At 73.3% G+C, this 15,225-nt stretch carries 14 protein-coding genes; 8 read left to right on the forward strand and 6 right to left on the reverse strand.

Going from position 1 to position 15,225, the window contains the following annotated elements; translation table 11 throughout:
- Window positions 1-119: 119 nt before the first annotated feature.
- A complete protein-coding gene (locus B9O00_RS26075) occupies window positions 120-896 on the reverse strand; it encodes an SDR family NAD(P)-dependent oxidoreductase (RefSeq protein WP_085125657.1) in 777 nt (258 codons plus the stop codon).
- 60 nt (window positions 897-956) lie between these two features.
- Here B9O00_RS26075 and B9O00_RS26080 point away from each other — a divergent pair, with 60 nt between their 5' ends.
- The 5 genes from B9O00_RS26080 (at window position 957) to B9O00_RS26100 (ending at window position 7,438) form a co-directional block, all read left to right on the forward strand.
- Complete coding sequence (locus B9O00_RS26080; protein WP_085125658.1) at window positions 957-1,607, forward strand: TetR family transcriptional regulator; 651 nt, start codon at window positions 957-959, stop codon at window positions 1,605-1,607.
- Window positions 1,608-1,611: 4 nt separating this feature from the next.
- Entirely contained in the window at window positions 1,612-3,213 is a 1,602-nt protein-coding gene (locus tag B9O00_RS26085; protein WP_085125659.1) for an acyl-CoA carboxylase subunit beta, read from the forward strand.
- Window positions 3,214-3,224: 11 nt separating this feature from the next.
- Entirely contained in the window at window positions 3,225-4,037 is an 813-nt protein-coding gene (locus B9O00_RS26090; RefSeq protein WP_085125660.1) for a crotonase/enoyl-CoA hydratase family protein, read from the forward strand.
- Between the two features lie 25 nt (window positions 4,038-4,062).
- A complete protein-coding gene (locus B9O00_RS26095) occupies window positions 4,063-6,081 on the forward strand; it encodes an ATP-binding protein (protein WP_085125661.1) in 2,019 nt (672 codons plus the stop codon).
- Window positions 6,082-6,292: 211 nt separating this feature from the next.
- Complete coding sequence (locus tag B9O00_RS26100) at window positions 6,293-7,438, forward strand: acyl-CoA dehydrogenase family protein (RefSeq protein WP_085125662.1); 1,146 nt, start codon at window positions 6,293-6,295, stop codon at window positions 7,436-7,438.
- Between the two features lie 7 nt (window positions 7,439-7,445).
- On the opposite strand, the gene B9O00_RS26105 is transcribed toward B9O00_RS26100, so the two are convergent.
- From B9O00_RS26105 to B9O00_RS26115, 3 genes are all read right to left on the reverse strand, one after another.
- The gene (locus tag B9O00_RS26105) at window positions 7,446-8,057 is read right to left on the reverse strand and encodes a DUF3576 domain-containing protein (RefSeq protein WP_085125663.1); all 612 of its coding nucleotides are present in this window, start codon (window positions 8,055-8,057) and stop codon (window positions 7,446-7,448) included.
- Between the two features lie 244 nt (window positions 8,058-8,301).
- On the reverse strand, window positions 8,302-9,513 hold the full coding sequence (locus tag B9O00_RS26110) for an aminotransferase-like domain-containing protein (protein WP_085125664.1): 1,212 nt from the start codon (window positions 9,511-9,513) through the stop codon (window positions 8,302-8,304).
- Between the two features lie 348 nt (window positions 9,514-9,861).
- A complete protein-coding gene (locus B9O00_RS26115) occupies window positions 9,862-10,203 on the reverse strand; it encodes a GIY-YIG nuclease family protein (protein ID WP_085125665.1) in 342 nt (113 codons plus the stop codon).
- A 326-nt stretch (window positions 10,204-10,529) separates the two neighbouring features.
- On the opposite strand from B9O00_RS26115, the gene leuA reads away from it, so the two are divergent.
- Window positions 10,530-12,200 carry a 2-isopropylmalate synthase gene (leuA, locus tag B9O00_RS26120; RefSeq protein ID WP_085125666.1) on the forward strand — a complete coding sequence of 557 codons (1,671 nt, stop codon included), beginning with the start codon at window positions 10,530-10,532 and terminating at the stop codon, window positions 12,198-12,200.
- Window positions 12,201-12,450: 250 nt separating this feature from the next.
- Window positions 12,451-12,741 (forward strand): GIY-YIG nuclease family protein, encoded by a 291-nt coding sequence (locus B9O00_RS26125; RefSeq protein ID WP_085125667.1) that lies wholly within the window; start codon window positions 12,451-12,453, stop codon window positions 12,739-12,741.
- Between the two features lie 256 nt (window positions 12,742-12,997).
- On the opposite strand, the gene B9O00_RS26130 is transcribed toward B9O00_RS26125, so the two are convergent.
- Window positions 12,998-14,083 (reverse strand): GlxA family transcriptional regulator, encoded by a 1,086-nt coding sequence (locus B9O00_RS26130; protein WP_085125668.1) that lies wholly within the window; start codon window positions 14,081-14,083, stop codon window positions 12,998-13,000.
- A gap of 156 nt (window positions 14,084-14,239) precedes the next feature.
- On the reverse strand, window positions 14,240-14,515 hold the full coding sequence (locus B9O00_RS26135; RefSeq protein WP_085125669.1) for a DUF4242 domain-containing protein: 276 nt from the start codon (window positions 14,513-14,515) through the stop codon (window positions 14,240-14,242).
- Window positions 14,516-14,715: 200 nt separating this feature from the next.
- On the opposite strand from B9O00_RS26135, the gene B9O00_RS26140 reads away from it, so the two are divergent.
- Complete coding sequence (locus tag B9O00_RS26140; protein ID WP_085125670.1) at window positions 14,716-15,216, forward strand: HXXEE domain-containing protein; 501 nt, start codon at window positions 14,716-14,718, stop codon at window positions 15,214-15,216.
- Window positions 15,217-15,225: the final 9 nt, after the last annotated feature.

Here is a 15,225-nt window from a genome sequence, read left to right on the forward strand (position 1 = left end):
CCTCGACCTCACCGAGCAGACTGAGCTCAAACCCGTCCACAATGTCCCCGAACGGGTGTCCACTATGTCCCCGGTCTGAACAGACAGGCTCAGGGTGAAGCCATTTGGGTGTGCGACGGTCAAGCCGCCGAGATCCCGCCGTTGACCGAGATCGCCTGGCCGGTGAGCTTGGCCGAGCCGGGGCCGCAGAGGAAGACGGCGAGCTGGGCGAGGTCGGCGGCCTCGGCGACGCCGAGCCGCGCCATCGTCTCGGCCTTGGCGAAGAGCCGGCCGGCGAAGGGATCGGCCATCAGCTGGTCGTAGAGCGGCGTGCCGCGCACGATCGAGGGGGTCATGACGTTGACCCGGATTCCCGAGCGCTTGGCCTCGTTGGCGAGGCCGCGGCAGAACATCACGATGGCGGCCATGGCGGCGCCGATCGTGACCTCGCCGGGGGTCGCGACCTTGGCGGCGTCGGAGGCGGTGCAGACGATCGAGCCGCCGCCCTGGTCCATCATGACGGGCAGCACCGCGCGGGCCGGCAGCAGCACGCCCGAGGTGATGGTGCGCAGGGTCTCCGGCAGGCTCTCGATCGGCTGCTCGTGGAGCAGGCGGGGCAGGGCGTCGCCGCCGGCGGTCGAGACCAGGGCGTCGATCCGGCCGTAGGCCCCGGCGCAGGCCTCGGCCGCGCGGGTTGCGCCCTCGGGGGTCGCGACGTCGGCGGCGACGAAGCGGACCTCGGCCGCGGGCGCCGCCCTGCGCACAGCCTCGACGGCCGCGGCGCCGCGCGCCTCCGAACGGCCGGCCAGCAGGAGCCGCGGCACGCCGGCCGCGGCCAGGGCCTCGGCGCAGGCGAGGCCGATGCCCGCCGTGCCGCCGGTCAGCAGGACCGCGCTCTCGCTCAGCTGTCTCGCCATGGCTTCCTCCCCTCGTCCGATCGATTGACCTGTCGTTCGATTCTGCCTAACGTTTGTTAGATGGCAAGGCCCGAAAGAACGACCGAGGCGACGAAGGCGGAGAGCGGCGCGGCCGAGAGCCGGCGCCGCATCCTCGACGTCGCGGCGCGCCTGTTCCGCGAGCAGGGCTACGCCGGCGTCTCGCTGCGCGCCATCGCCGCCGAGGCCGGCATGCAGGCCGGCAGCCTCTACTACCACTTCGATTCCAAGGAGGACCTCGTGGTCGAGATCCTCGACGAGGGCATCCGCACGGTGCACCAGGGCGTCGCCGAGGCGGTCGGGCGGCTACCCACCGGGGCGGGCGGCGAGGCCCTGCTGCGCACCGCGATCCTGGCGCATCTCAGGAGCCTGCTGCGGCTCAGCGACTACTCCTCGGCCAACGTGCGGATCTTCGGCCAGATTCCCGAGGCGGTGCGGCAGCGCAGCCTGCCGGTCCGCCAGGCCTACGACCGCTACTGGGACGAGCTGCTGGCCGAGGCCCGGGGTCGCGGCCTGCTGCGCGCCGACGCCGACCTGCGCACGACCCGGCTGCTGCTGATCGGCGCGCTCAACGCCTCGCTGGAGTGGTTCGAGCCGGCCAGGGGCGGCGTCGAGCGCCTGGCCGGGCACTACGCCGACCTGATCTGGCGCGGCCTCGCGCCGGCGGCCGGCCCTGCAACGGGGAGGGAGTGACGCCGTGGCGATCCTGACCAGCGCCCTCGACCCGCGCTCCGCCGGCTTCCAGGCCAACCGCGAGGCCTACGAGGCGCGGCTCGCCACCCTGCGCGAGCGCCTGGCCCATGCCGCGAGCGGCGGCCGCGGCGCCCACGTCGGGCGCCACAAGGCGCGCGGCAAGCTGCTGGTGCGCGACCGCATCGACCTGCTGCTCGATCCCGGCAGCCCCTTCCTGGAGGTGGCGCCGCTCGCCGCCTGGGGCCAGTACGGCAACGAGGTGCCGGGCGCGGGCGCCGTCGCCGGCATCGGCCTGGTCGAGCGCACACCGGTCATGATCGTCGCCAACGACGCGACGGTGAAGGGCGGCTCCTTCTACCGCGAGACGGTCAAGAAGCACGTCCGCGCCCAGGAGATCGCCGAGCAGCAGCGGCTGCCCTGCCTCTACCTGGTCGACTGCGGCGGCGCCAACCTGCCCCAGCAGGACCAGGTCTTTCCGGACAAGGACCACTTCGGCAACACCTTCCTGCGCCAGTGCCGCATGTCGGCGGCGGGCCTGGCCCAGGTCTCGGCGGTGTTCGGCGGCTGCACGGCGGGCGGCGCCTACATCCCGGCGCTCTCCGACGAGGTCGTGATGGTCGAGGGCCAGGCGCGCATCCACCTGGGCGGCCCCTCGATCGTCAAGGTCGCGATCAACGAGGAGATCGACGGCGAGAGCCTGGGCGGGGCGGCGATGCACACGCGGGTTTCCGGCGTCTCCGACTGGCTGGCCGCCGACGAGCCCGAGGCCCTGGCCAAGCTGCGCGAGATCGTCGCCTCGCTGGCGGTCGAGCGCGACCTGTCGCCGCCGCGGCAGGCGCTGCCGCCGCGACTGTCCGGCGAGGAGCTGGCCGGCGTCGTGCCGGCCGACCGGCGCCAGCCCTACGACGTGCGCGAGGTGCTGGCGCGCCTGGTCGACGACAGCGACTTCGTCGAGTTCAAGCCGGAGTGGGGCGCCACCCTGGTCGCCGGCACGGCGCGGATCCACGGCTTTCCCGTCGGCATCCTGGGCAACAACGGGCCGCTCTATTCCGACTCCTCGCTGAAGGCGGCGCATTTCATCCAGCTCTGCGACCAGCGCCGGATCCCGCTGCTGTTCCTGCAGAACATCTCCGGCTTCATGGTCGGCGGCGAGGCCGAGCGCGGCGGCATCGCCAAGGATTCGGCCAAGATGGTCTACGCCATGGCGACGGCCCGGGTGCCGCGCCTGACCGTGATCCTCGGCGGCTCCTACGGCGCCGGCAACTACGGCATGTGCGGCCGCGGCTTCTGGCCGGACTTCCTCTTCGCCTGGCCGACCGCCGAGTGCGCGACCATGAGCGCCGACATCGCCGCCAACGTGATGCTGGAGCTGCGCCGCTCCTCGGTGCGCCAGGGACCGCCCGGGCCGGCCGAGCTGGCCGCCATCGAGAAGGCGGTGCGCGACCAGTACGCCGAGCAGTCCGATCCCTACTACGCGACCTCGCGGCTGTGGGACGACGGCATCCTGGAGCCGGCCCAGACCCGGGACGTCCTCGGCCTCTGCCTGGCGCTCGCCGCCAGCCGGGGCGAGGCGCCTCCCCGCGACGCCCGCGTCTTCCGCCTGTGAGAGCGAGAGCCATGACCGAGAGCTACGAGACCCCCGGCACCTTCGAGACGCTGAAGATCGAGCGCGACGCGCGCGGCGTCGCGACCCTGGCCCTCGACCGGCCGGAGGTGCACAACGCCTTCGACGAGACGGTGATCGCCGAGCTGCACCGGGCCGCCGAGGCGCTGGGCGCCGACCCGGCGGTGCGCGTCGTCGTGCTGACCGGCGAGGGCAGGTCCTTCTCGGCCGGCGGCGACCTGCGCTGGTTCCGCCGCCAGATCGAGAGCGGCCGGGAGGAGCGCCTGGCCGGCAGCGCGGCGCTGGCCGCCATGCTGCGCGCGCTCGACGAGCTGCCGAAGCCGCTGATCGGCCGGATCAACGGCGGCGCCTACGGCGGCGGCACCGGCCTGATGGCGGTCTGCGACGTCGCGATCGGCGTCGAGGGCGCGCGCTTCGGCCTGACCGAGGTCCGGCTCGGCCTGCTGCCGGCCAACATCTCGCCCTTCGTGATCGCCCGCATCGGTGCCGCCAACGCCCGCCGGGTCATGCTCTCTGGCCGCCGCTTCGAGGCGTCCGAGGCCGTCGCCCTCGGCCTGCTCAAGGAGGCCGTGCCGGCGGACAGGCTGGACGCGGCCGTCGAGGCCGAGGTCGCCGAGCTGCTGCTGGCCGCGCCCGGCGCGATCGCCGCGACCAAGCGCCTGATCCGCCAGGTCGCCACGCACGGTCTCGAGGACAACCTGGACTACACCGCCCGGGCCCTGGCCGACGCCTGGGAGACCGAGGAGGGCCAGGAGGGCATCGCCGCCTTCCTGGAGAAGCGCAAGCCGGGCTGGCAGGGCGCGTGAGACACCCCCGGGGACCTGCCGCGCCATGACCGCCCTGCCGTCCTGCCTGCTGATCGCCAACCGCGGCGAGATCGCGGTCCGGATCGCCCGGACCTGCCGGGCGCTCGGCATCCGCGCGGTCGCGGTGCACTCGGCGGCCGACGCCGGGGCGGCGCACGTCCGGGCCTGCGACCAGGCCGTGGCGCTGGCCGGGGCCGAGCCCTCGGCCGGCTACCTGGACGGCGCGCAGCTGATCGCGGCGGCGCGGGCGGCCGGCGCCCAGGCGATCCATCCCGGCTACGGCTTCCTGGCCGAGAACGCCGCCTTCGCCCAGGCCTGCGCGGCCGCCGGCCTGACCTTCGTCGGGCCGTCGCCGGCGGCGATCCGCGCCATGGGCGACAAGATCGCCGCCAAGGCGCTGGCGGCCGAGGCCGGCGTGCCGGTCGTGCCGGGGATCGCGGAAGGCGGGGGCGGGCTGGAGGCCCTGGCCGAGGCGGCGCGCACGCTGGCCTTCCCGCTGCTGGTCAAGGCCAGCGCCGGCGGCGGCGGCCGCGGCATGCGCATCGTCGAGCGGCCGGAAGCGCTGCCCGAGGCCCTGGCCCTGGCGCGCCGCGAGGCCGAGGCCGCCTTCGGCGACGGCCGTCTGCTGGTCGAGCGCTACGTCGCCAGCCCGCGCCACGTCGAGGTCCAGGTCTTCGGCGACCGGCAAGGCAACGCCCTGCACCTCTTCGAGCGCGACTGCTCGGTGCAGCGCCGGCACCAGAAGCTGATCGAGGAGGCGCCGGCGCCGGGTCTCTCCGAGGCGACGCGCCGGGGCCTGCACGAGGCGGCGCTGCAGCTGGTCCGGCGCATCGGCTACGACAACGCCGGCACGGTCGAGTTCGTGCTCGACGCCGGGAGCCGGGAGTTCTTCTTCCTGGAGATGAACACCCGCCTGCAGGTCGAGCATCCGGTGACCGAGGCGATCCTCGCCTCGGTTCCGGGCGGTCTCGACCTCGTCGAGTGGCAGATCCGCGTCGCCGCCGGCCAGCCGCTGCCGCTGGCCCAGGCGGCGATCCGGCCCGCCGGCTGGGCGATCGAGGCCAGGATCAACGCCGAGGACGCGGCCGACGGCTTCCGGCCGCAGACCGGCCGGATCGCCGGCCTCGCGCTGCCCGAGGGGCCGGGCATCCGCGTCGACGCCGGCCTCGCCGAAGGCCAGGCCGTCACGCCCTTCTACGACTCGCTGCTCGCCAAGGTGATCGCCTGGGGCCCCGACCGCGCGACCGCTCTCGCGCGCCTGGAGCGGGCGCTCGGCGAGACCGCGCTGCTCGGCGTCACGACCAACGCCGCCTTCCTGCGCCGGGTGCTGCGCGACGAGGCCTTCGCGGCCGGCGTCATGACCACGCACCTGCTGGCCGAGCGCTGGCCCGAGGGCTGGCGGCCGGCGCCGGAGCCGCTGGAGCCCGCCGCCGCGGCGCTGGTCCTGCGCGGCCGGCCGGCGCCCGCGGACTCGCCCTGGTCGAGCCTGGCGGGCTGGCGGCTCGGCGCCGCGGCCGGCCTGGCCGCGCGCTCGCCGGTCGTGCTGCTCGATCCCGCGGGCGAGCGCCGGGCCTTCTGGCTGGCGCTCGGCGCCGGCCGGGCGACGCTGCAGCCGCTCGACGAGAGCGCGCCGCCGCTGGCCGTGACCTTCGCCGTCGAGGGCGAGCGCCTGACCGTCGGTCACGAGGGCCGCACGACGGCCTGGCGCTTCCGGGTCGAGGGCGAGACGCTGCACCTCGACGGCGGCGCCGGCTGGCGTCCCTGGCGGGCGCCGACCGGCCTGGCCGCCTGGACGAAGCCGCGGGCGCAGGCGGCCGACGGCGAGGGCTCGGTGCGCGCCGCCGGCCCCGGCCTGGTCGCCTCGGTCGAGGTCGCCGCCGGCGACCCGGTCGAGCCCGGCACGCCGCTGGTCGTCGTCGAGTCGATGAAGCTGTTCCAGACCGTCAGGGCCGGCCTGACCGGCCGCGTCGCCGCCGTCGCCTGCCGGGCCGGCCAGGCCGTCGCCGCCGGCGACCTGCTGGTCGAGATCGAGGCGGGGGAATGAAGCGCCCACTGAAGCGCCTTTTCCCGAGAACCCTCTCCGCCCCTATGGGGGGGAGAGGGCAGGGAGAGGTGGGGGGCTTCCGCCCCCGCCGCCCGCACGCTCTTCCCGGTCAGCACCCCACCTCGCCCCGACCCTCTCCCCCCCATAGGGGCGGAGAGGGAGCCTTCGTGGCGGCGGGGCGGTCGCGACCCACCACCCGAAGGACCCTGCCATGACCCGCTCCATCTACGACGACGAGACGCTGGAGGCGCTGCGCGACCAGGTGCGGCGCTTCGTCGAGGCCGAGGTCGTGCCGCATGTCGAGGCCTGGGAGGCGGCCGGTGCGGTGCCGCGCGAGGTGCTGCGCAAGATGGGCGAGCTCGGCTTCCTCGGCATCCGCTATCCCGAGCGGTTCGGCGGCTCGAACCTCAGCACGCTGGCGACCGTCGCCTTCGTCGAGGAGCTGTCGCGCTCGACCTGCGCCGGCTTCAACGTGACGGTGCTGGTGCACACCGACATGGCCTCGCCGCACCTCGCGAACTTCGGCAGCCCGGAGCAGCTGGAGCGCTGGCTGCCCGACGTGATCGCCGGCAAGACGATCACCGCGGTCGCGGTCACCGAGCCGGGCGGCGGCTCTGACGTCGCGGCGCTGCGGACGAAGGCCGAGAAGCGCGGCAACGGCTGGCGGCTCAACGGCAGCAAGACCTTCATCACCAACGGCGCGCTCGGCGACCTCTACTTCGTCGCGGCGCGGACCGACCCGGACGAGAAGCCCTCGCGCGGCATCTCGATGTTCATCGTCGAGAAGGGCACGCCCGGCTTCACCGTCGCCCGCAAGCTCGACAAGATGGGCTGGCGCGCCTCCGACACCGCGGAGCTGTCCTTCCAGGACGTCGACCTGCCGGCCGACGCGCTGCTCGGCGAGGCCGGCCGCGGCTTCTACGCGATCATGAAGAACTTCCAGAACGAGCGGATCGTGCTCGGCGCCATGGCGGTCGGCGAGAGCCAGAAGGCCCTCGACATCACCCTCGACTACGTGCGCCAGCGCCAGGCCTTCGGCGGCCCGCTCTGGGACAAGCAGGCGGTACGCCAGAAGCTGGCCGGCCTGCAGGCCGAGGTCGCGGCCGCCCGCCAGCTGGTCTGGCACGCCGCCTGGCTCGACAGCCAGGGCCAGGACGCGGTCAAGGAGGTCTCGATGGTCAAGGCGCTCTGCGGCGAGCTGGTCAACCGCGTGATGTACGCCTGCCAGCAGTTCCACGGCGGCTACGGCTACATGCGCGAGTATCCGATCGAGCGCATGGTCCGCGACGCCCGCATCCAGTCGATTGGCGGCGGCGCCACCGAGGTGATGCTCGAGGAGGTCGCCAAGAGGATGTGACGGGCGCTCAGCTGCCGCCCGCCTGGGCGATGTAGAGCTGCCGGGCGCGGGTCAGGATCTCGTTCTCCAGCGCCTCGTCCGACTTCTTGTCGGTCGGCGCGTCGACCCAGGCGCCGTCCTTGGTCAGCACCTGGCGGAACATCCGCACCCGGATGCCGTCGGCGCGCAGCTGCTTGCCCAGGATGAAGGCGTCGACCTTGAGGCGCTCCTTCGGGCTCTCGGGCGGCGAGTACCAGTCGGTGATGATCTCGCCGCCGAAGGGGTCGGCCGAGGCGAGCGGCATGAAGGACAGGGTGTCGAGGGTCGCGCGCCACAGCTCGGGATTGACCCCGACCGCGCTGCCGCCGCCGGTGCCGGCGCCCGGCGGCGCCTTGTCGCTGCCGCCGAACAGGTTGAGCCCGCCCTTGCCGAACAGGCTGGATTGGGTCTGGTAGGTCGAGCCGCCGCCCTTGCCGGGCTTGGAGTGCGGATAGACCGTGTCGCCGCCGCCCACGTCGGAGCAGGCGGCGAGGCCGCCGGCCAGCAGCAGCAGCGCCGCAAGGCGCAGGCAGCGGGTTCGGCCGGAGGGCCGGGACGAGGGCGGGGCGAAGGGTGGGGCGGAAGGCAGGCGGTCGGACATCAGCTCTGGCGCTCTCGTTCGCTCGGCGCCGTGACGGGGCAGGGAACGCTCGAGCGAACGGGGCCTGGCGACGTCGCGGCGCGGACGGGGTCTCGAAGGGCACGGCCGCGGAAAGGCGTCCGGCCCGGCGATGAGCGCGAGCCTACAGGCGCGCCGGCCGGCGGCGTATGGGGAATTGCCGGGGGAGGCGCTGTGTCGCGGAGTCGCGTCGAGTTGCGTGGAGCGGCCCCGTGCCCGCCCGGTCCTAGGCCGGCAGCGCGCGCAGTGCCGTCGCCAGCCGCCGCACCCCCTCGGCCAGCCGCGCCTCGTCGTTGAGCGTGAAGTTCAGGCGGATCGCGCGGCGGTCGCGGCCCTCGGGGTCGAAGACGCTGCCCGGGGTGACGCAGACCCTGGCCTCCAGGGCCGCGGCCAGCAGGCGGTCGGTGTCGAGGGCCGGGTCCCTGGCGACCGCCCAGACGAACATGCCGCCGACCGGGACCTCCCAGTCGAACCAGTCCGCGAGCTGCCCGGCCAGCGCCGCGCAGAGCGCGTCGCGGCGCCGCCGGTAGGTCTCCAGGATGCCGGGCAGGACCTTGCGGTCGAGGCCGCTGTCCAGGGCGTCGAGGGCGATGCGCTGGCCGAGGCCGCTGCTCGCCAGGTCCGAGCCCTGCTTGGCCAGGGTCAGGGCGCGGATCATCCCGGGCGCGGCGATCACCCAGCCGATGCGCAGGCCCGGGGCGATCTCCTTCGACAGCGTGCCGAGGTAGAGGACCGGGCCGTCGTAGGGCGCTTCGCCCGGCACCGCGGCCAGCTCGATCATGCGCGGCAGCGGCTCGCCGTCGTAGTGCAGCGCGCCGTAGGGATCGTCCTCGACCAGCCAGGTGCCGGTTGTCTCGGCGGCGGCGACCAGGGCGCGCCGCGTCCCGGTGCCGACCAGGCGGCCGGTCGGGTTCGAGAAGTTCGGCACGCAGTAGGCGAACTGCGCGCCGGCCAGGGCGCCCTCGGCATCGAAGTCGTTGCGGTCCGGGCGGAACGGCCGGTAGCGCGGCGCGCGCGGCCGCCAGGCGTCGAGCGCGCCCAGATAGGTCGGCGCCTGCGCAGCGACCAGCCCGCCGGGATCGAGCAGCACCTTGCCAAGCAGGTCCAGGCCCTGCATGCCGCCGGAGACGATCAGCACGTTGTCCCGGGTCAGCCGCAGCCGCTCGCTCGCGTAGCGCTCGGCGATGCGGTCGCGCAGCGCCGGCAGACCCTCGATCGGCGGGTAGGCGAGGGCGTCGCCCGGATGCTCGGCCACGGCCCGGCCGGCCAGTTCCGCCAGCTCGGCGACCGGGAAGGTCGCCGGCTCGGGCAGGCCGCCGGCCAGGTTGATCAGGTCCGGGATCTGCCCGGCCGCCAGGAACAGCCGGGTGATCTCGTTGGTCTCGCCGAGCCAGCGCGCGAAGCCGCGGCGCGCGGGACGGGACGGGGAGGCGGACATGGGCAGGCTCTCGTGGCAGCCGGGGCTGGCCCCTTAGAGCCGGGAGCGGCGGGCCGAGGCAAGCGTCCTCCTCGCGACGGTGCCGTGGGATGCACTCACAAGCCCGTCATCCCGGGCGCTAGGCGAGCCTGAAAGCCTTGAAAAGGCTTTCGGTTTGCGAGCCTTGCGACCCGGGATCCAGGGCCACGTGCTCCGACGAGCGGGCCTCTGGCCCCTGGGTCCCGGATAGCTCGCTTTGCCTACGAAATCAAAGATTTCGGGCAAAGCGGCTTCCGGGATGACGGATTGGGGCGGCGGGCCCTGGCGCGGAAGCGGGGACAAGGAAAGAAGGGCCGCACTCGCCCGGCCTCACGGCAGGGCGGCGGCGTGCAGCCGCGCCCGCCAGAGCGCCTGCCGCTTCTTCAGCTCGTCCGGGCGGTTGAGCTCGGGGAAGTCCTCCCTCAGGCGCTCCAGCTCCTCGAAGCGGAACTCGCGCTCGCCGTGGAGCGTCCAGGCCGCCTGGAGCGCCCGGTGCGGGCTGCTGCCCTGGCGCAGCGCGAACCACAGGCCGTTCCGCTGCGTGTCCAGGTGCCGGCTGCGCCCGACCCAGGCCTCGCCCGTGGCGGTGCAGAGCACCGCATAGACGCCGTGCGCCGGCTTGCGTTCCTTATAGGCGGCGATCGCCGCCTTCCGAAACTCCCGGTCGGTCATGGTCCCTCTCCAATTGTGCCCGGGTGATATAGAGGAAAATATTATCCGGGTAAAGATGGAAGAGGGCGGCCACCACGGCCCGCATCGCTGCGGCCTGGGTCGAGGGTGACGTCCCCCGTGCCCCGACAGATTCCTGCTGCGCCCCGCCGCCATCCGCGCTACACGACTCCCCATGGCTTCCTTCGCGACCCTCTCCCTGCTTCCCGCGCGCCTCTTCGGCGCCGCGCTGCGACTTACCGGCGGCCGCCGGGACTGACGGCTGCCCGGCGGCGGCAGGTTTGCCGTGCCGCCCCCCCGCAGAACAGCAGTGAAGAGGCGCAAGAGAGATGCTGCGCGATCCCTCCGTCAAGTACCGCCCGTTCCCGACCGTCGACCTGCCCGACCGGCAGTGGCCCTCGAAGGCCATCGCGGCGGCACCGCGCTGGCTCTCGACCGACCTGCGCGACGGCAACCAGGCCCTGATCGACCCGATGGACCGGGACAAGAAGCAGCGCTTCTTCGACCTGCTGGTCCGCTGCGGCTTCAAGGAGATCGAGGTCGGCTTCCCCTCGGCCGGGGCGACCGAGTTCGACTTCATCCGCGGCCTGGTCGATTCGGGCGGCATCCCCGAGGACGTCGTCGTCCAGGTGCTGACCCAGTCGCGCCGCGACCTGATCGAGCGCTCCTTCGAGAGCCTGGAGGGCGCCCGCACGGCGGTCGTCCACCTCTACAACGCGATCTCGCCGGCCTGGCGGCGCATCGTCTTCGGCCTCGACCGGGCCGGCATCAAGGAGATCGCCGTCGCCGGCGTCTCGATCCTGCGCGAGCAGGCCGAGAAGCGGCCGGGCACCGACTGGCGCTTCGAGTACAGCCCCGAGACCTTCTCGACCGCCGAGCTCGACTTCAGCCTGGAGGTCTCGGAGGCCGTGCTCGACGTGCTGGAGCCGACGCCGGAGCGGCCGGTGATCCTCAACCTGCCGGCGACGGTCGAGGCGGCGACGCCGAACGTCTATGCCGACCAGATCGAGTGGTTCTGCCGCCACGTCTCGCGGCGCGACAGCGTCGTCGTCTCGGTGCATCCGCACAACGACCGGGGCACCGGCGTCGCGGCGGCCGAGCTGGCGGTCATGGCCGGCGCCGACCGGGTCGAGGGCTGCCTGTTCGGCAACGGCGAGCGCACCGGCAACGTCGACCTGGTGACCCTGGCGCTCAACCTCTACAGCCAGGGCGTCGACCCGGGCCTGGACTTCTCGGACATCCGGTCCGTGGTCGGGACCGTCGAGTACTGCAACCAGCTGCCGGTGCATCCGCGCCACCCCTATGCCGGCGAGCTGGTCTTCACCGCCTTCTCGGGCAGCCACCAGGACGCCATCCGGAAGGGCTTCGCGGCCCAGGCGCAGCGCAACGACGAGTTCTGGGACGTGCCCTACCTGCCGATCGACCCGGCCGACCTCGGCTGCAGCTACGAGGCGGTGATCCGGGTCAACTCGCAGTCCGGCAAGGGCGGCGTCGCCTGGGTGCTGGAGCAGGACCGGGGCCTGAAGCTGCCGAAGCGCCTGCAGGCCGACTTCAGCCGCCACGTCCAGGCGCTGGCCGACGCCTCGAGCCGCGAGCTGGCCTCGGCCGACATCTGGGGCTGCTTCGAGCGTGCCTACCACCTGGCCGGCGAGCCGCCGTTCCGCCTGATCGACTACAACGAGGGCGTGGCGGCCGGCGGCGGCCGGCAGTTCGCCGGGCGCATCCTGCTCGACGGCGAGGAGCGCTCCGTCAGCGGCCGCGGCAACGGCCTGCTGTCGAGCGTGCTGGCGGCGCTGCGCGAGAGCTGCGGCGTCGCGCTGGAGATCGCCGACTACCAGGAGCACGCCCTGGGCCAGGGCAGCGAGGTCCAGGCCGCGGCCTATGTCGAGTGCACCACAGCCGACGGCCGCACGGTCTTCGGCGTCGGCATCGACAGCGACGTCGCGACCGCCTCGGTCAAGGCGCTGCTCAGTGCCGCGACCTCGGAACGGGCGGGGTAGGGGCGACCCGCTTCCCCGTCATCCCGGACAGCTCGCTTTGCCCAGCAGCTTCGCTGCCGTCGGCAAAGCGAGCTGTCCGGGATCCAGGGGCCGAGGAGCCGGAGCGGTGGGGCCCTGGATCCCGGGTCGCGAGGCTCGCAAGCCGAAAGCCCGAGGGCTTTCGGGCTCGCCTAGCGCCCGGGATGACGGAAGAGAGAAAGCGCTGCGCACTTGGTGTGAAGGCGGGTCGCCGCCGTGGCATCATCGCCGGATGCGCCAGCCCTGCGTCTACATCCTCGCCAGCGGTCGCAACGGCACGCTCTACATCGGGGTGACCAGCGACATCGTCGCTCGGGCCTGGCAGCACCGGAGCGGCGTCGTCGAAGGCTTCACCGACCGCTACGCTGTGCACCGGCTGGTCCACGTCGAGTTCTTCGGGACGATGGAGGAGGCCATCCTGCGTGAGAAGAAGCTCAAGCGCTGGCGGCGCGCCTGGAAGCTTGCGCTGATCGAGGAAGGCAATCCGCAGTGGCGCGACCTCTACGAGGACCTGCAGCGCTGAATGGGCCTGCGAAGGCCCGAGGTCGACGATTCCCCCGCACGCCATGGCACTCGTTCAGGTCGTCATCCCGGACGCTAGGCGAGCCCGAAAGCCCGGGGGCTTTCGGGTGGCGAGCCTTGCGATCCGGGATCCAGGGCCGCTTGCCGAGAGGTTGCGGCCCTTGGCCCCTGGATCCCGGACAGCGCGCTTTGCCGACGGCATCGAAGATGCCGGGCAAAGCGGCTTCCGGGATGACGGGAAGAGGGCCCTCCGGCGCTCAGCCCGAGGCCAGCTCGCCGCGGTCGAGCTGCAGGCGGCCGAAGCGGCTGCGGTAGTCGGCCGGGGTCATGCCGGTGTGGCGCTTGAACAGGGCGCGGAAGTAGGCGAGGTCGTCGTAGCCGACCTGGCTGCTGACCGCCTGGATCGAGGTCGCGCCCTGCTCCAGCAGCTCGCGGGCGGCGGCGACGCGCAGCGCCTGGCCGTAGGCGCCGGGCAGCTGGCCGGTCGCCGCCTTGAAGCGGCGGATGAAGGTGCGCGGCGCCAGGCCGACCCGCTCGGCCAGGACCTGGGTCGAGAGCTCGCGGTCGTAGTGCTGCTGCAGGTACTCCTCGGCGGCGCGGATGCGGGCGTCGCCGTGCGGACGCGACAGCGGCAGCACGGCATAGCCGGACTGGCGGCTGCGCGGCATCGAGACCAGCAGGGAGCGGGCGCACTGCAGGGCGATCTCGTGGCCGCAGATCCGCTCGACCAGGTAGAGGCTGAGGTCGATCGCCGAGTAGACGCCGCCGCCGCAGAGGATCCGCCCGTCCTCGGTGACGAACTCCTCGGGGCACCAGGCGACCGCGGGATAGCGCTGGCGCAGCTCCTCGGCGACCGCCCAGTGGGTCGTCGCGCGCCGGCCGTCGAGCAGCCCGCTCTCGGCCAGGAAGGTGACGCCGGTGCAGATGCCGAGGATCCAGGCGCCACGCGCGTGATGCGTGCGCAGCCAGGGCAGCAGGGCGGCGTGACGCGCCAGCTGGGCGTCGAGGTCGAGGCCGGAGGCGGCGACGATGACGATGTCGCTGCGCCGGACCTCCTCGAGGGCGAGGCTCGGGGTCAGCGCCAGGGCGCAGGCGCTGGGCACGCTGGCGCCGTCGAGCGAGGCGCTGCGCACCCGGAAGCGCGGCTCGGCCGCGTCGCCCTGCAGCTGGTTCCACAGCAGGCCGGCGGAATGGAAGACCTCGATCGGCCCGATCGCGGTCGAGGCGTAGCCGCCCTCGAGCAGCACCACCGTGACCTCGAGCGGCGCGCCGTCGGATCCGGCGGGCGGGAAGACGCGGGGCGCGCAGCCGCTCCCCTGGGCGAAGTCGAGCTTTCTGGCCATCGGCAAGGTCCACGGTCCGGGACGAACGGGAGGCGCCGGTGCAGGCTGCTATAGCCGCCCCGGCCGGGCCCGGCCAGGCACGAGCGCGTGAGGCGCCCGTGACCGCCGGCTCCCGTCCCGCTGCCGCCGCCTGCCGGTGCGGCGGCAGCCGCCCGGTCAGCCCATCGCGGTCATCGGGTCGATGACGCCCTGCAGCTCGGTGACCTTGGTCGCCGGGAAGCCGCTCAGCTTGGCGTGCTCCTGGACCTCGGCCTCGCTCTCGGCCAGGTAGACGCAGAAGGTCTTGTCGTCGGCGACGAAGGACTGCACCCACTGGACCTTGCCGTCGAGCTTGGCCAGGGCGTCGTTGGAGGTCGTGGCGGCCTGCTTGAGCTGGCCGGCGTCCAGGCTGCCGACCCCGGGAATCGCGCGTTCGATCATGTAGCGTTTCATGGCTTTCGCCTCCTGTTGTCTGGGTGACGACAAGATCGGCGAAAGCAGCGCACCGGTACAGGCGGCGGTCCTGACAGAGAAAGGGGGCTTTCGTGACAGGAGCGCAGGATCGAATCCTTGGCCGCTCCCCTCGCGAGGGACGTTGCGCGGCGCTCGCGGCAGGGCTAGACAGGCGCGCCTTTCGACAGGACCCGCGAAGCATGACGACGCTTTCCGTCCCGGCGCGATCCGGCGCTGCCTTCCGCCGGCTGGTCTGGCTGATGCCGGCCTGCTACCTGCCGCACATCGTCGAGGAATTCGCCTCGGGCTTCCCGCACTGGGTGGTGGCGACGCTCGGCGGCGCGATGACCGAGCGCGGCTTCCTGGTCAACAACGCCGGCTTCATGGCGCTCCTGCTCGGCCTGACGGCCTGGGCCTCCTTCAGGCCCTCGCGGCTCTCGGCCTTCCTGCTGCTGTCCTGGGCGAGCGGCAACCTGTTCTGGAACTTCGTCTTCCACCTGTCGACGACGGCGCTCTACGACAGCTGGTCGCCGGGCCTGGCGACGGCGGTGCTGCTCTACTATCCGGTCTCGCTGCTGGTCGGGCGCGTGGCGCTCCGCGAGGGCGTGCTACGACCGGGGAGCTTCGCCGCGGCGGTCGCGATCGGCGCCGGGCTGATGCTCTTCGTCCTCTGGGCCGGCCTGCTGCACTTCCGGATCTGAGCGGCAGCA

Source organism: Tistlia consotensis USBA 355 (genome assembly GCF_900177295.1).
GTDB lineage: Bacteria > Pseudomonadota > Alphaproteobacteria > Kiloniellales > DSM-21159 > Tistlia > Tistlia consotensis.